24 protein-coding genes and 1 pseudogene are annotated in these 25815 nt (G+C 49.2%); 15 read left to right on the top strand and 10 right to left on the bottom strand.

Features of this window, described 5'->3' with window-relative positions; all coding sequences use genetic code 11:
* Nucleotides 1-151: 151 nt before the first annotated feature.
* From LN737_RS08405 to LN737_RS08395, 3 genes are all read right to left on the bottom strand, one after another.
* Nucleotides 152-931 (bottom strand): patatin-like phospholipase family protein, encoded by a 780-nt coding sequence (locus LN737_RS08405; protein ID WP_405517904.1) that lies wholly within the window; start codon nucleotides 929-931, stop codon nucleotides 152-154.
* Nucleotides 932-1012: 81 nt separating this feature from the next.
* Nucleotides 1013-1864, bottom strand: a complete 852-nt coding sequence (locus tag LN737_RS08400) for an MBL fold metallo-hydrolase (RefSeq protein ID WP_405517903.1) — start codon at nucleotides 1862-1864, stop codon at nucleotides 1013-1015.
* Nucleotides 1865-1921: 57 nt separating this feature from the next.
* Nucleotides 1922-4360: a TonB-dependent receptor gene (locus tag LN737_RS08395; protein ID WP_405517901.1), complete on the bottom strand. Its 2439-nt coding sequence runs from the start codon at nucleotides 4358-4360 to the stop codon at nucleotides 1922-1924.
* Nucleotides 4361-4569: 209 nt separating this feature from the next.
* On the opposite strand from LN737_RS08395, the gene LN737_RS08390 reads away from it, so the two are divergent.
* From LN737_RS08390 to LN737_RS08370, 5 genes are all read left to right on the top strand, one after another.
* Nucleotides 4570-5436 carry a helix-turn-helix domain-containing protein gene (locus LN737_RS08390; RefSeq protein WP_405517899.1) on the top strand — a complete coding sequence of 289 codons (867 nt, stop codon included), beginning with the start codon at nucleotides 4570-4572 and terminating at the stop codon, nucleotides 5434-5436.
* Between the two features lie 173 nt (nucleotides 5437-5609).
* Nucleotides 5610-6365 carry a cytochrome b/b6 domain-containing protein gene (locus LN737_RS08385; protein WP_405517897.1) on the top strand — a complete coding sequence of 252 codons (756 nt, stop codon included), beginning with the start codon at nucleotides 5610-5612 and terminating at the stop codon, nucleotides 6363-6365.
* Nucleotides 6362-7162, top strand: a complete 801-nt coding sequence (locus LN737_RS08380) for a molybdopterin-dependent oxidoreductase (RefSeq protein ID WP_405517895.1) — start codon at nucleotides 6362-6364, stop codon at nucleotides 7160-7162. Before LN737_RS08385 ends, LN737_RS08380 begins: the two co-directional genes overlap by 4 nt.
* An 11-nt stretch (nucleotides 7163-7173) precedes the next feature.
* Complete coding sequence (locus LN737_RS08375; protein WP_405517893.1) at nucleotides 7174-7911, top strand: thioredoxin family protein; 738 nt, start codon at nucleotides 7174-7176, stop codon at nucleotides 7909-7911.
* A 66-nt stretch (nucleotides 7912-7977) separates the two neighbouring features.
* Complete coding sequence (locus LN737_RS08370) at nucleotides 7978-8934, top strand: alpha/beta fold hydrolase (protein WP_405517891.1); 957 nt, start codon at nucleotides 7978-7980, stop codon at nucleotides 8932-8934.
* Between the two features lie 87 nt (nucleotides 8935-9021).
* On the opposite strand, the gene LN737_RS08365 is transcribed toward LN737_RS08370, so the two are convergent.
* On the bottom strand, nucleotides 9022-11409 hold the full coding sequence (locus tag LN737_RS08365; protein ID WP_405517889.1) for a family 78 glycoside hydrolase catalytic domain: 2388 nt from the start codon (nucleotides 11407-11409) through the stop codon (nucleotides 9022-9024).
* A 51-nt stretch (nucleotides 11410-11460) separates the two neighbouring features.
* Nucleotides 11461-12381, bottom strand: a complete 921-nt coding sequence (locus LN737_RS08360) for a phospholipase A (RefSeq protein WP_405517888.1) — start codon at nucleotides 12379-12381, stop codon at nucleotides 11461-11463.
* Nucleotides 12382-12569: 188 nt separating this feature from the next.
* Here LN737_RS08360 and LN737_RS08355 point away from each other — a divergent pair, with 188 nt between their 5' ends.
* The 7 genes and pseudogenes from LN737_RS08355 (at nucleotide 12570) to LN737_RS08325 (ending at nucleotide 18224) form a co-directional block, all read left to right on the top strand.
* A complete protein-coding gene (locus LN737_RS08355) occupies nucleotides 12570-14051 on the top strand; it encodes a xylulokinase (protein ID WP_405517886.1) in 1482 nt (493 codons plus the stop codon).
* A 108-nt stretch (nucleotides 14052-14159) separates the two neighbouring features.
* The gene (locus LN737_RS08350; RefSeq protein WP_405517884.1) at nucleotides 14160-14405 is read left to right on the top strand and encodes a DUF433 domain-containing protein; all 246 of its coding nucleotides are present in this window, start codon (nucleotides 14160-14162) and stop codon (nucleotides 14403-14405) included.
* Between the two features lie 144 nt (nucleotides 14406-14549).
* A pseudogene (locus tag LN737_RS08345) lies at nucleotides 14550-14780 on the top strand (DUF5615 family PIN-like protein); the annotation flags it as partial.
* A gap of 198 nt (nucleotides 14781-14978) precedes the next feature.
* Nucleotides 14979-15719, top strand: coding sequence for a hypothetical protein (locus LN737_RS08340; protein ID WP_405517883.1), 741 nt, complete (start codon nucleotides 14979-14981; stop codon nucleotides 15717-15719).
* A gap of 30 nt (nucleotides 15720-15749) precedes the next feature.
* Nucleotides 15750-16217: a hypothetical protein gene (locus LN737_RS08335; RefSeq protein ID WP_405517881.1), complete on the top strand. Its 468-nt coding sequence runs from the start codon at nucleotides 15750-15752 to the stop codon at nucleotides 16215-16217.
* 71 nt (nucleotides 16218-16288) lie between these two features.
* Nucleotides 16289-17629, top strand: coding sequence for a xylose isomerase (gene xylA, locus LN737_RS08330; RefSeq protein ID WP_405517879.1), 1341 nt, complete (start codon nucleotides 16289-16291; stop codon nucleotides 17627-17629).
* Between the two features lie 133 nt (nucleotides 17630-17762).
* On the top strand, nucleotides 17763-18224 hold the full coding sequence (locus LN737_RS08325) for a hypothetical protein (RefSeq protein ID WP_405517877.1): 462 nt from the start codon (nucleotides 17763-17765) through the stop codon (nucleotides 18222-18224).
* On the opposite strand, the gene LN737_RS08320 is transcribed toward LN737_RS08325, so the two are convergent.
* Nucleotides 18221-19042: an enoyl-CoA hydratase-related protein gene (locus LN737_RS08320; RefSeq protein ID WP_405517875.1), complete on the bottom strand. Its 822-nt coding sequence runs from the start codon at nucleotides 19040-19042 to the stop codon at nucleotides 18221-18223. The genes LN737_RS08325 and LN737_RS08320 overlap by 4 nt on opposite strands.
* A gap of 106 nt (nucleotides 19043-19148) precedes the next feature.
* On the opposite strand from LN737_RS08320, the gene LN737_RS08315 reads away from it, so the two are divergent.
* A complete protein-coding gene (locus LN737_RS08315; RefSeq protein ID WP_405517874.1) occupies nucleotides 19149-20258 on the top strand; it encodes a T9SS type A sorting domain-containing protein in 1110 nt (369 codons plus the stop codon).
* Here the strand turns inward: LN737_RS08315 and LN737_RS08310 are convergent, their stop codons facing one another.
* The gene (locus LN737_RS08310) at nucleotides 20259-21236 is read right to left on the bottom strand and encodes a radical SAM protein (RefSeq protein ID WP_405517872.1); all 978 of its coding nucleotides are present in this window, start codon (nucleotides 21234-21236) and stop codon (nucleotides 20259-20261) included.
* 113 nt (nucleotides 21237-21349) lie between these two features.
* Nucleotides 21350-22192 carry an acetyl-CoA carboxylase, carboxyltransferase subunit beta gene (gene accD / locus LN737_RS08305; RefSeq protein ID WP_405517870.1) on the bottom strand — a complete coding sequence of 281 codons (843 nt, stop codon included), beginning with the start codon at nucleotides 22190-22192 and terminating at the stop codon, nucleotides 21350-21352.
* 177 nt (nucleotides 22193-22369) lie between these two features.
* On the opposite strand from accD, the gene LN737_RS08300 reads away from it, so the two are divergent.
* Nucleotides 22370-22813, top strand: a complete 444-nt coding sequence (locus tag LN737_RS08300) for a hypothetical protein (RefSeq protein WP_405517868.1) — start codon at nucleotides 22370-22372, stop codon at nucleotides 22811-22813.
* A gap of 65 nt (nucleotides 22814-22878) precedes the next feature.
* On the opposite strand, the gene LN737_RS08295 is transcribed toward LN737_RS08300, so the two are convergent.
* The gene (locus LN737_RS08295) at nucleotides 22879-24606 is read right to left on the bottom strand and encodes a S41 family peptidase (RefSeq protein WP_405517866.1); all 1728 of its coding nucleotides are present in this window, start codon (nucleotides 24604-24606) and stop codon (nucleotides 22879-22881) included.
* Between the two features lie 231 nt (nucleotides 24607-24837).
* Between LN737_RS08295 and LN737_RS08290 the strand changes: the two genes are divergently transcribed.
* On the top strand, nucleotides 24838-25137 hold the full coding sequence (locus LN737_RS08290; protein WP_405517865.1) for a Dabb family protein: 300 nt from the start codon (nucleotides 24838-24840) through the stop codon (nucleotides 25135-25137).
* A 56-nt stretch (nucleotides 25138-25193) separates the two neighbouring features.
* Here LN737_RS08290 and LN737_RS08285 read toward each other — a convergent pair whose 3' ends face one another.
* Nucleotides 25194-25607 (bottom strand): Ohr family peroxiredoxin, encoded by a 414-nt coding sequence (locus LN737_RS08285; RefSeq protein WP_405517863.1) that lies wholly within the window; start codon nucleotides 25605-25607, stop codon nucleotides 25194-25196.
* Nucleotides 25608-25815 lie beyond the last annotated feature (208 nt).

The raw sequence follows: 25815 nt of genomic DNA, 5'->3' as shown, positions 1-25815 counted from the left end.
ATATCATCCAGTCCTGTAAAGCCGCGATATTTTTTAATCGAAAATTAATGCCCTGCTGAATTATTTTAGACAAAATAATTCAGCAGGGCATCCAACAAAAAAACGTCTGGTGTTTTGCCAGACGTTAAGTATTTTTTATCAGGAAATGCGCTCAGGAAATTTCCTGCATGGGATGGTTAAGTGCTTTGTCGATATCAGCCTCCATCGAACGGGTATATTGATAGCCGACCCGGAATAGCTCCCGCGCTTTACTGATATCGGTTGTGCTATACTGAGACAGTTGGGGCGCTTCGATCAGTACGTTGCATTTAGAAAACCGGTCTCTGGTTTTACTCTGAACGGCCAGCACTAAACTTCGCTCAATCACCCCCCGCATCGACCGAATTGGCTGACGTGGTCCGAGCACATTGCAATGTGAGCCAATCACAAAATCTACTTTATTTTCGATGATATCAACGGGTAGGTTGTTCAATACGCCCCCATCCACAAACTGCCGTTTATTAATAAGCATGGGTTCGAAAATACCGGGCAAGCAGCAGGACGCCAGAACCGGCCGGATCAGTTCGCCTTTGTCAAAAACGGTTAGCTCACCGGCATTGAGGTCGACGGCTACTACGTGCAAAGGGATTTGTAAGCCTTCAAATGAATCGTGTGGAATGTATTTTCTATAGAGATCAACAACCATATCAAGCCGTAACAAACCCATGCGGTTCCAGGCCGGTCGCAGATGCCGTACGAATGACGATGACTCAATGATTTTCAGACTCTCATCGGGCGAATAGCCCTGGGCAAACAAGGCCCCCGTAATGGCTCCTGCACTGGTGCCCGCCAGTTGGCTAATGCTGATGCCCATCTCATGAAGGGCTTTGATAACACCCAGATGCGCTATACCGCGTGCTCCTCCCCCTGACAATACCAAACCAATTTTCATAAACGTCTCCTTGTTAGGCTGATAACGGTCTGTACAATTTTTTGGTTTTGTATTCCGGCACATTCGCCCCGACAGACCAGTTTACAAAAACTCCGCCAACTTTCCCTTCTCCTTAATTCGAATCCCTTTTTCGGTTAATTCAACGGTGGCCGCTTCCGTTACGGGGTCATGCTCAAATACCAAAATCCAGTTTTCGTCAGCCGCCTGCTGTAAAACGTTTTTCTTCTCGTCCATCGTCAGCAATGGCCGTATATCATAGCTCATTACGTAGGGCAAGGGCACATGACCCGATGATGGGATCAGATCGGCCATAAAAGCCACAGTGCGGCCATTGATCCGAAAAAGCGGCAACGTCATTTTTTCGGTGTGCCCATCTACATATTGCAGGTAGGTGTCGGCATAAGGAAAAATAGTTTCTGACAGGAATTTCATCTGACCACTTTCCTGCAAGGGTAGAATATTTTCGCGCAGAAACGATGCTTTTTCGCGTGGATTCGGATGCACCGCCCAGTTCCAGTGGTCGGGATGCACCCAGTACGTAGCATTCGGGAAAACGGGTATCAGCCGGTCTGCTTCACGTTTCACAGCTCCGCCAACGTGGTCGAAATGCATATGGGTGAGCAGTACGTCTGTTATGTCGGCAGCGTCGTAGCCAGCCCCACGAATTGAGCCAAGCAGGCTTGATTCGCCCGGTCCGTCGCCACGGTGCAAATCGTAATGGCCAAAGAATTTTGCATCCTGCTTATCGCCGATTCCGGTATCGACCAGCAACAGTTGCCCAGCCTCTTCATAGAGCAAACAGCGCATGGCCCAGGTACAGCGATTCAGTTCATCAGCAGGATTGAGTTTTTGCCAAAGCGGTTTCGGCACAACGCCGAACATAGCGCCACCGTCTAGTTTAAAATAATCGGTATCGAGGGTTTGCAGGTGCATACAGTCGTTTTTTGGCAAGTTATGATTTTATCATTATCGCCAGAAAGCACATTCCCGTTAGAAATTAACCCGGTAATAAAATACGGGAAGAAAGCCGAGCTGGTATTCCTGCTTGATAAACGTACCATCGGGCTGGGGCGCGTAGCTGAGCGACAGTAAGTTTTTTATGCCTAATACATTGACCAGATCGACGGCAATGGTGTGTGTCAGCCGTTTCCGGTTGATTTTGTAGTCGATCTTGATGTCAAACCGGCGATAAGGCGCAAACTGGAGCGTATTGCGGGTTGCGCTCGCAAAAACAATTTCCTGATTCCGGCGGGAAGCCTCTTCATCAACTGGTCCATACCAGCGCCCACCCGTTGCTGTAAACTTTGCTCCCAGACTTAAGCTTGAGCGCCGAAACGGTATTTCTTTGGCAAAAAGGGCATTGAACGCATACTTCCCATTAAAATCCGTATTGCGCCAGACACCGTCGGAGCCCTGATACTTTGCGTCGAACAGGGAGCTGGTAATCAGAAAATAATAATTATCGCTGAAGAATTTCTCGAGCGTGAGCTCTATGCCATAATTCCGCCCAACGCCCGCATTCACTAATGGACCGGGAAAGATTCTGGTAAATGCCGCACCGGTATTGAGCATCGAAAACGACGATTGCATCCGCTCTACCGGTACGTTGAACAACCGCTGATAATACGTTTCGAGCAATAGCCGCATGTTGCGACCCAAAAGACGGTTGTAACCAGCCACGTAATGCCAGCTTTTGGTCAGGCCTACATTCCGGTTTTCCTCTACCATCGGCGGGGGGTATGCGGATGACGACAGATTCGGGGTTTGATAAAAATAGGTGTACGTCGGCTGCATCTGACTGTGGAGGCCAACCGCTACGCTTAATTTCTGACGGTTCGGCAACTCATAACTCAGACCAACCCTCGGTTCAAGGGGCGACGTACTTTTTGTGTTCAGGGTTAGAATAAGCGCATTCAGGCCGGCAGTTAGTGTCAGGTTATCGGTCAGGCGGGTTCGGTAGCTTGCATAAGGCTGAAGCAGCGCAAAGACTTCGTTGGCGTTCCAACGGGTTTGCCAGGGCGTAAACCGGGTGGAAGTCGGCGGTTCAAACGTTCGAACACTATCGAAGGCAGTGAAATGAACAACATCGGTATTCAGGCCAAATTTCAACGTACTGCGTGGCCCCGTTTTATGATTCACAAACGAAGAGAGCGTATACCGAATCTCCTGAAACCGATAATCCAGAATAGGACGTAGTGAATCAACGACAAACCGGCTGTTCTGCACAATGGGATTACCGGCCCCATCTTTTTGCAAAAACAAATAATCGTGATTTGCATCCTGAACATTTCCCGATACGGCCAGTGTGGTTTTCCAGAAGGTTTGTTTGTTGATCGGTCGGGTATAAGTAAGGCCCGCTACGCCCATGCGCGAGGTATAATACTGATCGCGGTCGTTCTGCCCGAAAATATTACGGTCGTCGGCTTTCTGCTGACTAATCAGAATATCAACCGTACTGGTGCCGCCCAACGCCCAGATAGCGATGGAACTACCCGATTTTTTGAGCGGAAAATTCAGTCGAAAAAAACCATCCTGATAGGACGGAACGGCCTGTGTACCAATATCCAGCCCAATCTTGTTGAACAAACCTAGGTTGGCGTACCGATACGAAACCATATACGAAGCCCCCGACTTGCGCGAAAGTGGCCCTTCGAGCATGGCTTCTGTTCCCAGAAAACCGAACTGAACCGTTTTTTCGTGCCGTTCATTGTTGCCGTTACGTAGTCTCAGGTCAAATACCCCCGCTACGGTATTACCAAACTCCGCGGGAAAAGCACCGGTAAAAAAATCAGAGTTCGCCAGATAGCGATTGTTGATGATACTCACTGGCCCACCCGACGTGCCGGCAATAGCAAAGTGATTAGGGTTCGGAATGCTTACACCCTCCAGTCGCCAAAGGACGCCCTGTGGCGAATTGCCCCGTATGACAATGTCGTTGCGTGAATCGTCGGCTCCCTGCACGCCCGCGAAGTTGGATGCCATACGGGCGGGTTCGCCCCGGCTTCCGGCGTAGCGGTCCGCTTCATCAACCGAAAACTGCCTCGCCGACACCACAGCCATGTCGTTACGTGCCTCGCCCGTGCGCTGCGCTTTAACTGTTACGACGTTCAATTGCTGAATATTTTCTTCCAGTTCAACGTCCAGTATGGTTTCGCGCCCGGCATCCACAATGATGTTGTTCAGCAGTACGTCTTTATAACCAACCAGCGTGATTCGGACAGTCCGCCGACCAACGGGCACATTCGGAATGCGGTAAGCACCCAATGTATCGGTAAGGCTACCGATCGATGCGTCGATTACCTGCACCGTTGCGCCGAAAAGTGGGTATCTCGACTCTTTATCCACAACCCGCCCCCGTATTGTCTGCGAAAGCTGGGCATGGGCAACGATGGAACTGAAAAAGCCAATAAGTAAAAGAAATTTGTTCATAACTGGGTGGATAAGCTTTACGCTGGAGGATTGTGCAATAATCGGCAGGCATGGTCAGCTTTGGCATAAGGATATTATCTATCGGTAGCATCTTGTAGTGCTGTACGCATCCGGACCCTACGCGATCAACCCAAACCGAATGCAAATTAACTTGCTAATTATTAGTCGAGTATGTGCCAGTAGTCGAAAACAAATGTCTAACTTGTTCTATGCAGTACGTCTACCGCGATTCTCGAACTGAAGGCATTCTTAACCTGATCTGTCAGGAACATAATTTCAGGCAGTACTTCTTTCAGGACCATCGAAACCGATTTCTGACAATTGCCTGGAATACAGGCGCCGACCAGATGGTTGCCATCGATGGCATCAGCTATCTATTTCCCAGCCAGTCGATTCTGCCCCTGATGATGAATCAGGCATTTGCGTTTGAGTACTCCGAAACCATAGTAGCCTGGCAATTCAACCGGGAATTTTACTGCATCGTCGATCACGACAAAGAGGTTTCATGCGTTGGTTTTTTGTTCTATGGAGCGAAAATTCCAATGTTTATTCGGTTAGACAAACCCGAACAAGGCCAGTTTGAGGCCTTATTGATGGTTTTTTACGATGAGTTTTCCATACCGGACAACATTCAGGGCGAGATGTTACGGATGCTGCTTAAACGGCTTATTATTAAATCGACTCGATTAGCGAAAATGCAGTATCTAAATCAGGACTTCAACGAAAATGATCTGGACCTTGTCCGCCGATTCAATTTGCTGGTTGAAATGAATTATCGAAGTCTTCACGACGTAAAGGCGTATGCTGATCTACTGAACAAATCCCCAAAAACGCTTTCCAATCTATTTGCGCTTTACAACCAGCCTGGCCCATTGCAGGTTATTCATAACCGTATTACACTGGAAGCCAAACGATTACTGCTTTACACCGATAAATCGATCAAAGAGATAGCATTTGCGCTGGGGTTCGAGGAAATTCCTCACTTTAGTCGTTTTTTCAAAAACCAGCTAGGTGTATCACCGTCTGATTTTAAAGAACGTAACCCATATCAGAGGTTGCCCGTCGGGAAAAATTGATAACGAAACAGGCAATCCGACCATGATTAGTGGTGCTAAAATTCACCAGCTTTGCAATCGGTAATGGATTGTGACTATCTATCCTGTTTTGCTTTTTGTGACAGGATCTGGCAATCCAGATGCCCTGCTTATTCGTTATATGTTACGTCTGTTCCCTTACTATTGCTTATTCCATGAAACGTATCGTCCACAAGCATCCGTTAGCGATTCGGTGGTTTCACTGGATCAACTTTCCGGTCCTGTTCGTCATGATCTGGAGTGGTCTGCTGATTTATTGGGCTTACGACCCTTATAAAATCCAGATCGGCGATTATACGCTTGTTTCGTTTTTTCCCGATGGCTTTTACAAAGCCCTGAACGTACCCCGTCGGCTGGCGGAGGGGATGGCCTGGCATTGGGTATTTATGTGGCTGTTTATTCTGAATGGCCTCCTCTACGTAGCCTACACCTTTATTTCGGGCGAATGGCGCCACTTGGTTCCCAACCGGCATTCATTCCGCGAAGCCATTGAGGTTACGCTCTACGATTTCGGTCTGCGTAAAACCCAGCCGCCGTTTATCAAATACAATGGTGCGCAGAAAATCGCCTATTTCTTAATCATGCTCATGGGAATCGGCTCTGTACTGACCGGGTTTGCCATCTACAAACCCACACAGCTATCGTGGCTAACAACTGTGCTGGGTGGGTATAAAGCTGCCCGGCTGGAGCACTTCGTTCTGACGCTTGGCTACGTTTTTTTCTTTTTTATTCATGTATTTCAGGTTATCCGGGCTGGCTGGCAAAATTTCCAGTCGATGGTTACTGGCTTTGAAATCATTGAGCCCAACTCACCTGACCGCCCCCTGATGGACAAACCCGCGTCGCCATCTGAACCGACTGATACGAACGTTCATCCTGATAATTCATCCATCCGCCCATCATTATCATGAATCCGCCAACCGAACCTCAGCTCCCTAAAGACGAAATTCCGGAATCGGCTGTTCGTCGACGCATGATTAAATCCTTTGGCTGGTTTACCCTGGCTGCCGCCGTTCCGGTTGGTGTGTATGAATGGATTACGCACAGCGTTGGTGCTCAAGGCATTAAGAGACCGCTTCGTAAGGTACTGGACGCGAATGCGCAAATCGCCCGGACGTATTTCAGCGATACGCATCTGGTCCCAACGTTTCCCGTTGACGCAGCGGCCAGACAGGCGCGTGTCAACGGGTTCGATGGCCTTAAATCACCCATTCCTGACGACTGGAACTTACACATCGACCGGCCAGGAAGCCAACCGCTACAGTTAACGGTCGAGGATGTAAAAGCCTTGCCGAAGCATGAAATCGTGTATGAGTTCAAGTGCATTGAAGGCTGGAGTCAGGTGCAGCACTGGGGCGGAGCACGGCTGTCGGATTTTGTGGAAAAGTACAAGCTTGGTACCAAAAGCGGCAGCAGTCCCAATCCAGATAATACCGACGACCTGTTTAAGTACGTGGGTATGGAAACACCCGACAAAGGCTATTACGTGGGTATTGACATGGAAAGCGCGATGCATCCGCAAACGCTGCTGGCCTACGAACTGAACGGCCAACCCATTACGGCCCCGCACGGTGCTCCGCTCCGGTTGATCATTCCGGTGAAATACGGCGTAAAAAATCTGAAACGTATTGGCCGGATCTTTTTTACTGACGACCGCCCGCGTGATTTCTGGGCCGAACGAGGGTACGATTACTACGTCGGTTTATAAACAAAATTGGGATGAACTACGTCCTCCTTCTTCTGACAGCCGTTGGTATGTCGGCCTCCTTACCGCCGAAGAGTCCCGTAAAACCGGCATCCCAACCGGTTGTCGTACTCGAATTATTCACTTCTCAGGGTTGCTCCAGTTGCCCGCCAGCCGATAAAGCCTTGCAGGACATAACGGATCAGGCAACTAAATCGGGGCAGGCCGTGTACGGCTTATCGTTTCACGTCGATTACTGGAACCGGATGGGCTGGCAGGACCCGTTCAGTGATAAAGAATTTACCGCCCGCCAGCGCCAATACGACCGGAGCCTGAACACCCAAACCTACACTCCTCAACTGGTTATCAACGGCCGGCAGAATGTTATTGGCGGGCAACGGGGACGCATCGAGCAAACCATACAGGCGATTCAGAAACAGCCTGCTTCGGGATTCATTGGCGTTGATGGGAGCCTTATTCGAAATGCCCAACAAGTGACGGTTAAATATGCGTTATCGGCCTCAGGCGATTATCGAGTGAATGTAGCCCTTGTACAAAAAGAAGCCCGAACGGTCGTAAAAAATGGTGAAAACGGGGGTAAAACACTGATAAATACCCACATCGTACGGCAATTCAAATCCATTGATGAACAGGGCATTTCCGGTACAGTCGACTTACTCCTGCCAACTGGTCTTTCTACAGATCAGACGGTGGTTCTCGTGTATGTTCAGCGAAAAGACAACGGCCAGATTGTAGGTGCGAAACAGTTATAAGAATAGCGAGGTTTTAGGATAAGCGACGCATCATCGGCAATTCGCTATCGTACCCATTGCTCCACCATGAAAATCTATTGCACGCTGCTCCTTACTATCTGGCTTTGTTCGATTTCGGCTTTTGCCCAGAATTTTCCCTACCCGCATCCAGTCAAGTACATTACGCTACGTCAGGAGCAAAAAACCGCGCGCATGGCTTATATGGACGTAGCGCCAACGGGCAGTTCGAACGGAAAAAGTGCAATTTTGTTTCATGGAAAAAACTTTAACGGGGCTTACTGGCGGGATGTCATTACGTTCCTGAGTAAGGCGGGGTATCGTGTTATCGTGCCCGATCAGGTTGGCTGGGGCAAGTCCGATTACCCCGATCTGCATTATAGTTTTCATGCTCTGGCTATTAACAACAAACAACTGCTCGACGCACTGAAAATCAAAAAGGTAACCGTCATTGCTCACTCCATGGGCGGTATGCTGGCAACACGTTTTACGTTGCTCTATCCGGCCACCGTCCATCAGCTGATTCTGGAAAACCCGATTGGTCTGGAAGATTATCGCACGTTCGTTCCGTATACTTCTCTCGACAGCCTATACAAAACAGAATCAGCGGCTACATACGAATCCTACAAAAAATACCAGCAGAGCTACTATCCTGAATGGAAGCCCGAATATGAACAGTGGGTACAGGCGCAGGCGGCTGCTCTGAAAGATCCCCGATTCAAACAAATTGCCTGGGTCAATGCCTTAACCTACCAGATGATTTATGAGCAGCCTATCTGTTACGAACTTGGAAAGATTCGTGTACCCACCCTGCTTATCATCGGTCAGGCGGATCGTACCATTGTTGGGAAAGCTCGTGTGCCGAAACCAATTGTCAACCAGTTTGGGCAGTATCCGCAATTAGGAAAACGCACCCAGCAGCAAATTCCGGGGAGTCGGTTGATCGAGCTGCCGGGCGTCGGACATATTCCTCATGTGCAATCGCTGGATGCCTACACAAAAGCAGTGCTGGATTTCCTGAAATAACGATACGTCTGTGGTAGAGCCGTGGTGGCAGATTCTCAAATCTGCCACCACGGCTCTACCACAGACAATATGTTGACTACTAACCTGTTAGAAGCTCACCGTCTGCTTTCCAGCTTTCAAGGCGAGAGATTTCCCTTTCCAGCGTAACGTGCCTGTCAGATTAGCCGGAAGCGTTACGTTACCGGTTAAACCGCCAGTCGGTGTTTTCTGAAACTGTACGGCAATGTCGCCCAGCGGATGGGGCATTTTTCCCTCTACCGTCTGCAGGTCACCCAGGAAGGGTTCGATACGTACCGCCCGAAAACCCGGCTCACCCGGCCGAATGCCGCAGGTGATTGATAGAAATTCGTACAAAGGCGAAGCACTCCAGGCATGGCAGTCTGAGCGGGTCGGTTCGGGGTTTTCGGCAAAGGTGGTCAGCCCCATCGCCAGCATATCGCGCCAGGGTTTGAGCTGAGCAATAAACAGATCCCCAAGGCCCGTTTTCTTAAGCGCTTCAAACAGGTAGAACTTGAAGTAGAAGGTAGCCTGCGTCAGCGACGTATCGGCCACGGTTTTCTGCAATAAGGCGGCTTGCTGGTCAGCAGGAACGGCGTTGGTCAGCACGGCCAGAATATTGGCGTGTTGACTAAACGAATTTTTATCGGGCGTATCAGCAAACAACCCGCGGCCTGCATCCCAGCATTGGGCAAAAACGGCTTTGTTCAATCGCCGGGCCAGTTCGCGGTAGTATTCGGCCTGCTCATTTTTACCGTAGTGGGCCAGCAAATCACCCGCCCGCATGTAGGTATACGCCTGCTGCAACGACAGGATACTTGAGCCCCCTTTCCGGGCACCCGCCGGAACGCCCCCCGCAATTTCATCCTTCGCATTTTTCCAGGCCGACCAATCCACAAAATTCCACCATTCCAATGGTCCGTTCAGACCCGTTTTGGCGATACGTTGCTCGTGCCAGTTCAACACGCTCAATATGCCGGGCAGCATCGACTTCACAAACGCGTCGTCCTGTCGGTGCATCCAGTAATCGTGAACCATGCATACCCAAAATAGCGAAAACGTTGGAATCACTTGGAAATCAGCAGACGGATAACGGCTTTGCGTCAATCCATCGTTGAATCGGCTATGGTCATAATCCATAATGGCTTTACGCATCAATCGATCATCACCCGTTACGTAGAGCGAAATCAGGGACTGGATGCGCGTATCGCCTGTATACTGCAACTGCTCATAATAGGGGCAGTCGTAATATGTTTCGCCCGCACAGAGCCGGGCCGTACGCCAGCCAACATTCCATAACGATTTCAGGGTTGTATCACTCGTTACAAACTGCGCTTTCTGCTCGAACGGATAGCCCGTAAACTGTCCAACCAAATCGTCCAATACGATCGGTTCGCCTTTCGTCTCGACGGTCAATTGCAGGTAGCGATACGTACGAAACCAGAGCGGCCGGAAGGTCCGTTTTTCGCTGCCATCGGCTACAAACTGATCGTCGAATCCGCGCATGGTCCGTCCCTCTACCTCATTACGGTTCCCTTTTTGCCCTTTCGCATCAATCAGAGCTTCGGCATACGACAACGTAACGACGGCTCCTTTTCCCCGGCTCACGGTTAGTTCGGGGTAAGCGTTTGTCAAATGCCCCTGATCGAGCATAAACACCGCTTTTGTATTGGCAGGAACCGTTACCGGCGCTTTGCCCAGCAGGAAAGCAGGTTCCATTTTACCGTTTTCACTACGTCGAACTGTCGCCAGCCGAACCGTACTCTCCTCCATCATCGGAATGGTACGTGGCACCAGGCCCCAGTTCCCATCGGTGCCTAATCCTCGTGGCTTGGTCGGGAAACTCAGCGGCCGGGCATTTACCCAAGCTTTGTCGTCAAAATTCGGCTGCTCCCATCCCCACGGATACTGCGCTGCATCGACCCGGTCGCCATCACCTGCAACGATGTAAGTCCGAAGCTTTGGAATATCATTTTTAATGGGCGTGTACGCCAGATTCTGTAAGATCTTCCAGCTGGCGTCCGTATTGGCAATTTTTTCGGCTTCGCTATCGCCCTGCAACAAAAAGCCGAGCTGGTAACTCATCTGCGCAAAGGGCGCGCCTTCCCCCATATACCACACCTGAGCAGCCAGTACGTTACGTCCGGCTTGAAGAAAAGGAGCCAGATCGAGGGTTTCGTAATTCCAGTTTTGCAGATCACTACGTGCTGGTCCCAGCGCCACGGCTTTTCCGTTGACGAACAGCCGATAGCGGTTATCTGCTGATACGTGTACAACAAAGCGCGCTGGCTTCTGCGGCAATTCAATGGCTTTACGGAAGTGATAAATGCCGTACTGTCGGGTTGGGGCCGTTGGATGCAGAATCCACCGGGCAGGCCAGTACTGGGCTGTCCAGTTTGACGTAGCTGAAATCGTTTGAGCGAACCCGGAAAATGATAACGCTAATAAGCAGGCCAATAGAAGCTGAAATCGTTTCATAGACGCAAAATAAGTGCAAGATAGCCGGGATGAAGTGAGTAACTGCAATTTTTACAGCCAGTCAACCAGCGATACGGCAATACCAATTGTGGTCTGGCTGTGATTGTAGTCGATCAAGGTTTCGCCGTAACCGTGTAAAATTTGCAGGTCGCCACGGAGATTGCCGGTTACAGGAAACGTCCAGTCGAACTGAACCTGTCCCTTGTTCTTATCGCCCCAACGAAGCGAGTGACTCCCAACCGCCGAAAACAGATGTCGGCCGGTTCGGTAAATAACCGTAGCGTCTGCCCGGCCAATGTAATCTGTTACGGCGGGATTTTCATCGTCGGCATCGGGGAGCCGCATCCAGGGCCGAAGCATCACTACCCACTTACCCCGCTCAAAACCAGCGTGCAGAATAACCCGGTTCCAGCTTCTGGAGAGTGGTAATGCTCGTCCGTTGGACTGGTGGTTGAGTGCAATGCCAAACATCCGGGTCTTGAGTCCGAGAATCGAAAAGTTGGCCGGAAAGTTGAGAATAATCTCCGGCTCATAATTGGTTTCCCGGAAGGGTCGCGAGAACGTAGTATTGTACACCTGCCAGTGCGATTTCTGCGTGTAAGCCACCCATAAGTCACCCCATTTCCCAAAAATCCCCTGAAGCACCTTCACTTTCATACTCAACTGAAAACGTGCTTCATACCGGCCCAGCGTAATGAAAAAGGGATAGGTGTAGGCCGGATTTTCGCTCACCGGATGTTCGTTCGGATCACTCGACCAGCGCCCGGCGGTTACGTACACAGGCTTATAAGCCGTAACCAGAAACGTACCTTTCCGCGTAGATGTATCAAGCTCCCAACGGTCTGACAGCGAACGAAAGACGCGTTTCTTGTCAAAAATTGGATCTGAATCCGTCTGAGCATGTACGTCCAGGTAAGGCCAAACTGCCAGGGTAAAGGCTGTAAGACAAACGAGTAGAGGTTTATAAGTCATAAATTGAAGGTAGCGGTTAGACGTAGAGGAGTTAGTGCTAGTTATAAAACTTTATTGATTTTCCGCTACGCTTGAGCGCATAACTCATTAGCACACTCACACAAGCCATTTCACAGCCCACTCACGGTACCTACTTATTGCCTTCCTGTCGTACTTTCGCACTGGATTTCCTAACGCTTAATAACCGCATGTATCTTCTTGGATTTGACCTCGGCAGTTCGTCTGTAAAAGCCTGTTTAGTAGATGCTGACAGCGGCAACGTTGTTGCTTCAGCTTTTTTCCCCCAACCCGAAATGGTCATAGAGGCCCCGCAGCCGGGTTTTGCGGAACAGCAGCCTGAAATCTGGTGGCAAAATGCCTGCCTGGCCAGCAAGGCCGTTATGCAGCAGGCAGCTGTTCCGCCTGAGGCTGTCAAAGCCATCGGTATTTCGTATCAAATGCATGGTCTGGTAGTTGTCGATAAGGATTTCAACGTACTACGTCCCTCCATTATCTGGTGCGACAGCCGGGCGGTTCCGTACGGCAATGCAGCCTTTGACGTGCTGGGCCACGACCGTACCTTACATCACCTTCTTAACTCACCGGGCAATTTTACAGCCGCAAAACTCGCCTGGGTGAAGGCCAACGAACCGGACATATATGCGCAGGTAGCCCATTTCATGCTCCCCGGCGATTACCTGGCCGCACGCATGACCGGCGAGATTGTCACAACGGCATCTGGTCTTTCGGAGGGTGCCTTCTGGGATTTTCAGGCTAATGAACCCGCCCAATTCTTACTGGATTATTTCGGCTTTAACCCGGCTTTGATTCCAGCGATCAGACCAACATTTGCCCCGCAAGGCGAAACAACCGCAGCCGCAGCCGCTGAGCTAGGTCTTGCTGCGGGTACGCCCGTCACGTACCGCGCTGGCGATCAGCCTAATAATGCCTTATCATTGAATGTACTGGAACCCGGACAGATTGCCGCAACGGCCGGTACGTCGGGGGTTGTGTATGGCGTCAGTGATCAGGCAAAATACGATCCAAAATCGCGGGTCAATACGTTCCTGCATGTTAGCCACACGCCTGAGGCCCCTCGCTATGGCGTTCTTCTGTGCGTAAATGGAACGGGTATATTAAATAGCTGGCTCCGCAATCAGGTCCTGCAACGGTCCATCAGTTATGCCGATATGAACGTACTGGCGCACGAAGCGCCCATCGGTGCCGACGGTTTGCTGTGCCTGCCTTTTGGCAACGGTGCCGAACGGATGCTCGAAAACGCAGATTTAGGGGCGTCGTTTCATGGGTTGCAACTGACCCGCCACGGTTTGCCGCATATGATTCGGGCTGCTCAGGAAGGAATTGTTTTTGCGCTTTATTATGGTATTCAGATTATGGAACGTGTGGGCGTTGGCCTGCAAACCATCCGGGCGGGCGAAGCCAATATGTTTCTGAGTCCGCTCTTTCGCGATACGTTAGCCAATCTGACGGGAGCCACCATTGAGCTGTACAATACCGATGGTGCGCAAGGAGCCGCCCGTGGAGCTGGCTTAGGATTAGGCCACTATAAAACCCCGCAGGAAGCTTTTATCGGTCTCCACGTTACCAAAACCATCGAACCCGACATGCGCGCGCAGGAAGCTTATCGGGATGCTTACGGTCGATGGCTGGCTGCTTTGCAGGAAAAATAATGGGTTAGTCGTTACTTGTCCACGATACAATCGCGGATGGGTATGAGATGACTAATGGTATTGGGAACCGCGTCTAAACATTAATTCGTTTATTCATAAATTCACCCCATGAAGTACGTTCATCCTAGATATCAGCGCATTATCATCGATCCTGACGTTTGCGCTGGCAAGCCGTGTATACGAAGCCTCCGCTTTCCTGTCACTTCATTGTTGGCATATTTAAGTAGCGGAGTGTCTTATGATGAACTACTGGCTGAGTTTCCTTTTCTGGAACGAGAAGACATTTTCGAAGCCTTATCTTTTTCATCTGAGATGCTGCACGAGAGCTTTTTCCCGCTTCAGAAGGTCGCCTGACAGATGAAATTTTTGCTGGATGTAAGTATGCCTCCTACATTGGGAGAGCGCCTGCAATCACTTGGTCATACATATCGATGGGTACCAACCTGCATGGCTCCAACGTCTACGGATCTAACGATTATATAGGAAGCAACCAACACTGGGGAGGTTATTTTAACCCACGATACCGATTTTTGTACGTTACTTTCGTTTCTTGGCACTGCCAAACCATCGGTTGTGCTGTTTCGTATTGATAAAATTAGCACAGATCTATTCTTCAGCTTCTTGACAGATAACTGGTCAATAATAAGTCAGCCACTGGAAAATGGCGCTCTGATTATCATCGAAGACGATAAATCTCGTGTCCGAGAATTGCCTATCAGACGAAGGTAGAGAACACTACTCATCAGCGATACTATCGCTGATGGGCGAGGTCCGCGTCTCTGACGCTACGTCAATTCATTCGATTTTTTACTTCACGCGTCGTTAATATGAGTCTCAGGTATTCGTAGTACAATCGTGGATGAGCAGGATGTTTTTTAACGTACCATTAAAAGCTATTTATTATATTTAGCCAAATTGTATAATTATATGAAAATACTGGCTTTTTTTCTATTGTGTTCAGTAGTGCTGCTGGGTTGCTCTCCCAATGTCCAGCTTGTTACAGTACGTGGTTCTAATGTGCATCAGACAGACGACGGGCTATTACTTGATAATGACACACTGACACTTCAATATAATTTCGCAAGTGAGCGGGGAGTTATACACATTACGTTAATAAACAAGCTCAATCAGCCGCTGTATGTCGACTGGAAACGTTCATCATTGATCGTTGGAAAGGACAAGCTCGATTATTGGTATGACGTAGCCGAAGTTCAATTAACGAGCCTGACAGACAGCCGACTCAATCGATATATCTACAGTGCTGGAACCATCTTAAAAGATGATAAGATCGGCTTTATTCCGCCACAAACCAGGCTGGATAAGCAACAATTTGTATTGGTCCCTCAAGGAGCATTAATTCTACCAGGGAGCTTTAAGACAGAACAGGAGGCATCTAATTTATCCAATCGTAAAAAACCAGTTGTTGTTAATGTGTACAACTACTCCGCCGATCAGTCACCGCTGACGTTCCGAAATTATCTGACTTTATCAACGGATAAGGATTTCAGGAACGAATTCCATATCGATACAAAATTCTGGGCATCGGAAGTTAAAGTGTTGCCCAGGGATCAGATACTGACGCAAAAAAATGAGGGAGAATATAGCTACTCGGTGCCAGTTCCGTTTAAAAAGCCTGACAGTTTTTACGTACCATTGCCAGTACAGTGAGTTTATTCCCTACCCCTGATTCGTTTTCTCATGAATCCGACCTTCGCTAAACTTAATTACAAAGCTCAATCCGAAATAGCCGTCCTTAACACTCCTGATGAGTTTATAGCTATTGTCGAGGACATGAAACTGCTGGCCACTATCGTCAACGATCCGGCACAGATGCAGGATGGTACGTTCGCCATTGCGTTTGTGAAAACACAGAAAGAAGTCGATACAGTCAGTCAGCTTTTAGCCGAAAAGCTTAACGCAGATGCCCTCCTGTGGATGGCTTACCCCAAAGGCTCATCGAAAAAATATACATGCGATTTCAACCGCGACACGGGCTGGGCTGCTTTAGGCAAGCTTGGTTTCGAGCCGGTCAGGATGGTGGCTATTGATGGCGACTGGAGCGCACTACGGTTCCGGCGGGTTGAGTATGTTAAAAAAATGACGCGCCAGGAAAACGGAGCGCTTACCGAACAGGGAAAGGCAAAGACACGCCAGAAAGCAAGTTAGCGTTGTGCCCGGACAGTAAGGACAATTTACTTTTAGCTTTCTCTGTCAAGTATACGCTCAACTACTTTACTATGCCTGCTACTACGTTAACTCTCGGCGAAAAAACCTATTTCCCTTTTCTCGACAAACCCGTTCAATACGAAGGACGTGAGTCGGATAATCCGCTCGCCTTCAAGTTCTATGATGCCAGTCGGCCCATTTTGGGTAAGCCGATGAAAGATCTGTTCCGATTTGCGACTGCCTATTGGCATACGTTCTGCGGAACCGGCGCCGATCCCTTCGGACCGGGTGTCAAACATTTTCCGTGGGACGCGAACCCTGACCGGCTGGCAGCGGCTCACGACAAGATGGACGCGGCTTTTGAATTCATCACGAAAATAGGCATGGAATTTTACTGCTTCCACGATGTGGACGTAGCGCCCGAAGGCAACTCCAATGCCGAATTTGAGAAGAATTTCCGCGCAATTGTCGACTATGCCAAACAGAAACAGGCCGCTAGCGGTGTGCAGCTTCTGTGGGGAACGGCCAACCTGTTTTCGCACGAGCGATACATGAACGGTGCCTCGACCAACCCCGATTTTCACGTGCTGGCACATGGCGGCTGGCAGGTAAAAAATGCGATTGACGCGACCATCGAACTGGGCGGTTCGGGCTATACCTTCTGGGGAGGCCGCGAAGGGTATATGTCGCTGTTGAACACCAACATGAAGCGTGAACAGGAACACCTGGGTAAGTTTCTGCAAATCAGCCGCGATTATGCCCGTAAGCAGGGATTTAAAGGGGCGTTTTACATTGAGCCGAAGCCCATGGAGCCCACCAAGCATCAATATGATTTTGATGCAGCTACAGTTATTGGTTTCCTGAATCGGTTCGGTCTACAGGATGATTTTGAGTTAAACCTTGAAACGAACCACGCGACGCTGGCCAATCATACGTTCGCGCACGAGCTACAGGTGGCGGCCGATAACAACATGCTTGGCAGTATTGATGCCAATCGTGGGGATTACCAGAACGGCTGGGATACGGATCAGTTTCCGGTCGATGTGTATGAACTGACGGAAGCTATGCTGGTTATCCTGGAAGCGGGTGGTCTGAAATCGGGGGGGGTTAATTTCGACGCCAAAACCCGCCGTAATTCAACCGACCTCGACGATCTCTTTATCGCGCACATTGGCGGCATGGATACGTTCGCACGAGCAGCCATAGCCGCAGAGGCCATTCTGAATAAGTCGCAATACAAAAAACTACGGGCCGAGCGCTACGCCAGCTACGATTCGGGCGAAGGGTCCCGCTTCGAAAAGGGCGAACTTACTTTAGACGATTTGCGCGAGTTTGCGCTGAATAATGGTGAACCCAAACAAATCAGCGGCAAACAGGAATTGTATGAAATGATTCTGAATCAGTATATTTAAGCGTTAGAGCCGTATTTTCAATCGGCGGAGTGGTGATGGATGCCGTGGTGTCAGGTACTATACCTGACACCACGGCATCCATCACCACTCCGCCGTTCAGCTAGCAAACATTCCCTCCGACATTTTTTGGCTTATGAAAACTTTACTATTCCTGCTTATCTGTTTGCCTGCATTTGCGCAAACCTCAACAGACGAAGCCGCCGTGAAGACCACGATTAAATTGCTGTTTGACGGAATGCGGAAGGGCGATTCGACGCAGATTAAAAATACGGTTATGACGGGCGCTACGTTGCAGACGGTCGCTAAGAACAAGGACGGCGAGGTTTCAGTACGTAACGAAGACATGAGCAAATTTGCAGCTTCGGTCGTGAAATATCCACCGTTTACGCTTGATGAGCGTCTCTCAGGTATGGACATCAAAATTGATGCTGAACTGGCCACCGCCTGGACACCCTATGTTTTTTACCTTAAGGAACAGAAAAGCCATTGTGGTGTCAATGCCTTTACGCTTGTAAAGGTCAGCGGCAACTGGAAAATCCAGAATATTATCGATACGCGCCGGAAAGAAAACTGCCCGGATTTACCAAAGCCCTAAGTAGCGTTGCCCCATGTTGGCTGGCGTTTTTCCAGAAAAGCGGCCATGCCTTCCTGCGCGTCGGGGGTTTGCTGAAGTTCCTGAAACTGTTGGTACAAATAGGCCTGCTGTTCACCGGATGGCAGTTTTTTTAGTTGCTGATAGGCCCGCAAACCAAATTGCATGGCTGTTGGAGAAAATTGCTTTAGCTCATCTGTTAGCTGAGTGATTTCAGCATCCAGTTCATGTGTGGAAACTACATTCGTTACCAGGCCAAGACTATTGGCCTCAGCAGCCGAAAGGCTACGAGCCCGTAAGCAAAGATCAAGCGCGGTACGGCCCGGCATAATGTCCAATAAACTACCCAGCACCTGAAACGGGAACAGACCCCGCTTTACTTCCGGCAAACTAAACGTAGCAGATTCAGCGGCCACTACGTAGGTGCTGCCCCCTATCAGCAAAAAACCGCCTGCATAAACGCTTCCCTGCACCCGGGCAATACACGGCTTATGCAAACCTGCCATCAATTCACCAAGCTGCACGGGTCCCGACGGCGCGGGTACGGAAGCGGTTTCGGTGTCAATCTTGGATAAACTTTTCAGGTCCATTCCTGCACAAAACGTATCACCCGAAGCTGCCAGCACCACCAGCCATACATCGGTGGCGTAATGCGCATAGGTCAGGGCAAAAGCCAATTCGTTCAGCATCGGCGGATTAAGGGCATTCTTTTTCTCCGGCCGATTGAGTGTAATTGTCAGTACGTTCCCGGTAAATGAAGTCGTTAAAAACCGGAAGCCTTCGGCAGGTAATTGAGTCGTTTGTTCTGCAGTGTAAAGCATGAAAGAAAGGTACGAAAATAGCCGTTACAAAATTTCCAATCTGATATACAGGAATGTAGCCATTCTTAGTTATATGCATAACTGCAAACCTTACCCTTAACGTATCATGAAAACCTTTACGCTTCTGAGCCTGGCACTTTTATGCGCCCGGCTGGCGCAGGCTACGCATTTAATCGGTGGCTACATTCAGGCCAAACCCACGGCAGGCTCTACATTAACTTACGAAATTACCGTTGGCCTGTATATGGATCAGGTAAGCGGCACGCAGGCAGCTAACCAGTCGAACCAGCTAATTATTTGCTTTGGCGATGGAACGACCAATGTTGTTACCCGGCAAAGTCAGACGTTTGTGCTTAATAAACTGGTGAGCGTAAACGAATATAGGATTACGCATACCTACTCCGCACCAAGTACGTATGCCCTGACCGTTTCTATATCGAACCGGACTATCGCAAACAACATTACGAATGCCAGTGGGCAGTTATTTACGCTCAATACAACGCTTGTTGCCAACGTAGTAAATCAGACACCAACGCCCGGTTTTCCTGAAGCGGGTTTTCATATTCGAGCCAATCAAAAAGCCGTAATCTCGCTAAAAGCGACAGATGCTGAAGGTGACAGTCTTGTTTACGTTCTTACCCGGGCGCTATCCAACCCAACGAATGAATCCTGCACAAACCGGACAGTACCTGCCTATTTATTTCCAAATGATGTAACGCATCAGGGTACGTTCAAGCTTGACAGCCGGACGGGTGAACTGGTTTGGGACACGCCTGTTCAACTGGGTAATTATAGCGTTGCCCTAAACATACTGGAGTATCGAAACGGCATACTTATTAGCCAGACCACGCAGGAACTTACATTAATGGTTGATGATTTACCCGGCTCACCAACGCCGATTCCACCTTACGAACCAGCCATAGAAGGAACAGTCGTTACGGGTATAACCAATTACGTTGACGCTGACATTACCCTTACTACGTTTCCCAATCCGGTCGATGACTGGCTACAGGTGGTTATCCAGACCAGCAACCCAACAACAGCCACTGTCCAGTTAATGGACATAACGGGTCGTAAACTGCATGAATTACGCTTCGCCAAAGCTTCTAGAAAGCATGAGCAGGTTATTAGCATGGGCAGCCTGACACCCGGCATTTATTTACTACGTGCCACTATTGACGGTAGACCGCTGCTCAGAAAGGTGTTGAAAAAATAATTACAGCAGTTGCTTCCAGGTGCCTTTTATCCAATTGTATTTGAGGGTGCTTGGGAGGGCCTGCCAAAAGTATTTATTTAGTTCAACCGCAAAAGAAGGCTGCATGTAGCAATTGATCGAGCAGCCTTCGCAACCCGGTAGCCTGCCTTCCAGCGCCACTAACTTCTGTACGTCGTCGGAGCGATAGAGATCATACAGGTTGTTGTCGATCGGAAATTCTTTAAGACCCAGATGATAACAGGGCAACACGATTTTATTCTCCGGAGAAATCACAACGGTTGTGCTGCCTGCCCGACAAATGGGATCTTCGACATGGTTGCCCCCATCGCGACGAAGCTGAACGAAAGCATCGTTGAGGTACACGTTTTTCTGCTTGCCCCACCACGTCATCTGCCGCAACGTATCGTCGGAAAAATGCGCACCCGTTTCAACGTCATTGTACTCGAACACCGGATTCAGAATCAGCACCAGATCATTGGGTAGGCAGATTTCGTCGTACATCTGCCTGATCTTCTGAACGTTGTATTCAAAAACCGTAAACAGAATATCAGGACGTTCGCCAAGTTGACGGGCAATCGAAATCGACTCCATCACCTTATCGAAACACTGCACTCCACGCGAACGGTCATGTTCTTCAGCAATTGGGGAGTCGAGGGAAAAGTGAAGCATGTCAACCAGACCCCGCAAACGCTCGGCCTGCTTAGGATATAGCAGTGCGTTTGTCGTAACAGTTGTAATCAGGCCGAGTTGTTTTGCCTCCTGAAGAAGTTCCGGTAGCTGACGATGCAGAAGTGGTTCACCCCCGGTAAAATCGACCACCCGCACACCTAATTTTTTCAGGTCCCGAAGGTTCTGCCGGGCACTGTCCAGCGTAACATACGGAGAAGGTCGCTCCCAGATGTCGCAAAAACTACAACTCGCATTGCAGCGATACGTAACGTAGTAATTGCACAAAACCGGATGGGAGACAAGGCGCATGGGGAGGAGAAAAGGAAAAGGGAGGAAAGGAAAAGGGAAGAAAGGAATGACGGCAACAGATTTATTATCTCAGCCCCTTTCTTCCCTTCGTCCTCTCCTCCCTTTTCCTCCTTTTACTGTAACATTCTAAACAAACTCACCACTTTGTCTTTCAGGTCTTTCCGGTCGATAATAAAATCGAGGAAGCCATGTTCAAGCACAAATTCGGCGCTCTGGAATCCTTTGGGCAGATCCTTACCAATGGTTTCGCGGATAACCCGCGGTCCTGCAAAGCCAATCAACGACTCTGGCTCAGCAATGTTGAAATCGCCCAGCATAGCGTAAGATGCCGTAACACCACCTGTTGTGGGGTCAGTCAGCAGCGATACGTATGGGAGTTTGGCCTTATCGAGTAACGCTAATTTGGCTGACGTTTTAGCCATCTGCATCAACGAGAAACCGGCCTCCATCATCCGCGCCCCACCTGATTTCGAAATCATCAGAAAAGGCGTTTTCGCCTGAAGGGCATGATCGATGGCGCGCGCAATTTTTTCGCCAACCACAGACCCCATTGAACCGCCGATGAAGTTGAAATCCATTACGGCCACCGTCACGGTCAGACCGTTCATTTCGCCGTAGGCAGTCCGCACTGCATCTTTCAGGCCGGTTTTAGCCATTGTCGACGCAATCCGCTCCGGGTAGGGTTTGGTATCGACAAACTTCAGCGGATCGGCCGAGGTCATGTTGGCATCAAGTTCTGTAAACTCGTTGTCGTCGAACAGGATGGAGAAATAGGCTTCGGAACCAATCTTCTCGTGATAATTGCAATGAACGCAGGTATAGGCATTTAGCTTATGTTCCCGCGTGTTCATTACCTTTTTACAGTTTGGGCATAAGTACCACAACCCATCGGGAGCTTCCCGCTTCATTTCGGTTGGGGTCTGAATACCCTTATCTTTTCGGACGAACCAAGACATTTTTCAGTAAGTAATTGTCAGAATAACGAACGGTAAAGGTACGAAGAAAACAAGACCAACGAGCATATCAGGTAATTACACTCCATGGCCTTACGTACCGTTGACGTATAACATATCCCGGCTGTTTTCTGGTTCATCCGGTTTTTTTATGCCTGATAAAGTTGTTGTTTTGCGGTCATGAAACATGTACTCGCTGCTTTTCTTTTCTGCCTTACGTTGACCTGTTCTGGTCAGGCTTCGGTGGCTTATTATCCGTTCAACAGCCTGGTTTCGGTCAGCTCCAACGCCGACCGTGCGTTCTGGTTCGACGGTCGTTTGCAAACCAATACCGTATTTGGGTCGCTCAGCACAACGCTCTGCCCAATGGTAAATGTGGCTCGTAAAGCGCAGGTCAATTATTATACCGGCCTGGGAATCCGCTTCAATGCCCTGAACGGCATCGACGACCGGGATATTCTGGAAGGGTATTCGCTGCACATTGGCGTACGGATAAAGCCCCTTTTGATGCTACCAAATCTGCGCGTTGCGTTTGAAATAGCCCCTTACTCCCGCAAAGACTTCAAGACGGGGAATCTACAGTCGTTTTTAGGGCTTGTGTATCAGTTTAGGAAAAAGGAGTAAAGGAAAAGGGAGAAAGGAAAACCAGTACTAGTGCTTTTTCCTTTCCCCTCTTCCCATTCCTCCCTTTATTTCTGATTATACGTAAACATCCCGTGTTCGAGTTTATCGGCCCGATCAAAGAGCTTTAGGGCCTTTTGATACGTATCGTCGCTCTGGGCAAGGATGCGGAAGAACTCATTGTTTTGTCCGGCTTTGTTACTCTTCTGATACACAGACCGAGCGACCAATGCCTTGATCTGGGTGCGGATATAGTTCTTTGAGCGATTATATTCTTTCTCATTAAACTTGATTCCCTCAGCCGTAGCTTCTTTCACCAGTCGACCCATTTGATCGTCATTAATAGTGACCGTCCGGTCAAAGTCAGCGAACGACATTTTCTCCAGTTTCTTACGATTGTCGTTGGTGTATTCCATCGCAAACTCGCGAATGATATTCTTGCCGTACAACTGAATCAGGTAAGACGTCTGCCAGGATGAATCCCGCGGAATAAAGTAGTCAGGCGTAATACCACCCCCGCCGTAAACCACCCGGCCACCGTCAGTTTTGAATTTCAGTTTCGGATCGTTTTTAATCGAGTCGGCGATATAGTATTCGCCACGTTTTGAGCGCAATTCAAGGTCTTTTTCGTAGTCACCTTCGTGGCCTGGTACGTAAGGCTTCTGAATGCTACGTCCGCTAGGGGTGTAGTAGCGCGAGATGGTAAGCCGAAGTTCCGAACCGTCGGAAAGCGTTACCGGCATTTGCACAAGTCCTTTCCCGAACGAACGACGTCCGGCAATCAGCGCGCGGTCGTGGTCCTGTAAAGCACCCGACACAATTTCTGAAGCCGACGCACTGCCTTCATCAATCAAAACGACGAGTGGCCCATCTTCAAACTGACCGGCAATGTGGGCAAAGGTTTTACGGTCGTAACGATTGTCTTTGCCATTGGTGTACACCAGCAGTTTATTCCCGGAAATAAATTCATCGGCAATATTAGTCGCCCGGTCCATATAGCCCCCTGGGTTATTCCGCAGGTCCATCATCAGTTGCGTCATTCCCTGCGCTTTAAGCGAAGTCATAGCGGCTTTAAACTCATCGTAAGTCGTTTCGGAGAAGCGATTGATTTTGATGTAGCCGGTTTTCGCATCGATCATATAGGATGCATCAACCGAATAAGTTGGAATGCGGTCGCGCGTGATGGCAAAAATCTTTGGCTCTTTATCTCCTTTCCGAAGAATAGTCAACTTCACTTCCGATCCGCGTTTGCCACGCAAGGCTTTGAAAACAGAGCCATTTTCGATTTTGCCACCAACCAGGGGCGTATCGTCGGCCTTAAGAATTTTGTCACCACTCTGAATTCCGGCCGATTCGGAGGGGCCGCCTGCCAGCGGAGTCACTACGTAGACCGTGTCTTTGTAGATGTTGAACTCGACGCCAATGCCATCGAAACCACCTTCAAGTTGCGCCCGGGCAGCCACGGCATCCTGTGGATTCATATAGGCCGTGTGCGGATCGAGTTTTTCGAGCATTTTGGTGATCGAGTAGTCGACCAGATCGTCAGTATTGACGGTATCGACGTAATTGTTCTCGATCAGTTGCAGTATTTCCCGGTACTTGGTGTAGCCACGTCCAATCGTATTCAGGCTTTTGGTACCACCAAAAAACGTTGCCCCGATCAGCATCCCGCCAGCCAGCGTAATACCCATCAACATCGGCAACCGAACCGTAGCTTTATCGTTATGAATCGGGGTATTTTTCCCGTCGGCGTACTGACCAGCCGGTTTGTTTGTAGCGTTCGTTCCTTCCTCCATTCTATTACCCCTTAACTCATTGTGTTTATAGCTCCTTAACGTTTGGAATATAGGTAAATGTTTGCCAGAAAGTTTATATACTGTTAAAATTTATTAACGCCGAAACGGCAATCATGAGTAATTCCGGCAAAGGCTTGTTTTTACGTTAGGAACGGGCTTTTTTCAGGCTCGCCCATCCTCGAAAGTTATCCTTAATTTTACAACGCCATACTAAAGGCATTCCTCCGTTTTATGTTCGTTCATACCGTTTTTTTCTGGCTTAAGCATCCCGAAAATCAGGAAGATCATCAGGCTCTGCGCGCTGGCCTCGAATCACTCAAAGGGGTTACCGATATTTCAGCCGCCTACATCGGTACACCAGCTGATACCCGTCGGCCCGTTATTGATCACTCTTATGATTTTTCGCTGACGTTTGTTTTCGCTGACAAGGGTGCTCACGATGCCTATCAGGTCCACCCGATTCATCTGGCCTTCGTTGAGCAATGTGCTCATCTCTGGGAGCGCGTACAGGTATACGATGCAGTGAGCTAGTACAGAGCCAGGTGCCGGGAATTGAATGGAGTTATTGAACTCCCGGCACCTGGTCATCAAACCAGTACTTCAATCTTCATCTCCATATTTCCTTTTATCGCCTTCGAGTATGGACAAACAGCGTGAGCAGTTTCAGCTAGCTGTTGCAACTGATCATGGTCCATATGGGGCGCTTTCACGGTGATCTTTCCCGACAGGAACATATTATTGCCATCTTTATTGAGCGAAATACTGACCTCAACGGCATGATCAGGCAGAATAATTTTTCGTCGTTCGGCAACCGCCATCAGTGCGCCATTGTAGCAAGAGCTATAAGCAGCGGCAAATAGCATTTCGGGATTGGCCGCTCCACCCTGACCATGCATTTCAACGGGTCGTTTGACATCCAGTTCCAGAATTCCATCGAGTGATTTAACATCACCTTCGCGCCCACCCACATTGCTGACGGTGGCAGTATACAGCGTTTCCATTGTGTAAGTTTTAATTTTTAGCCTGTTCGGCTGAGTGCCGGGTGCCTGATAAACTGCATGGTGTATAAAAAGTTACGTATTGGATATCCAGAAGTAGCGAGTTGCACAACTGTTTTCGATGCATACCCCCTACCCCTCGCCTTACGCTTTTTACTAACATTCGCTATTTTAAACTACCTTTGCTTAAGGGACTTACTCAACTAAAGTC

Origin of the sequence: Spirosoma sp. KNUC1025 (assembly GCF_045160025.1) — a bacterium.
Lineage (GTDB): Bacteria > Bacteroidota > Bacteroidia > Cytophagales > Spirosomataceae > Spirosoma.
Note: the sequence above shows the minus strand (reverse complement) of the source record. Positions and strands in the feature narration are given on the sequence as shown.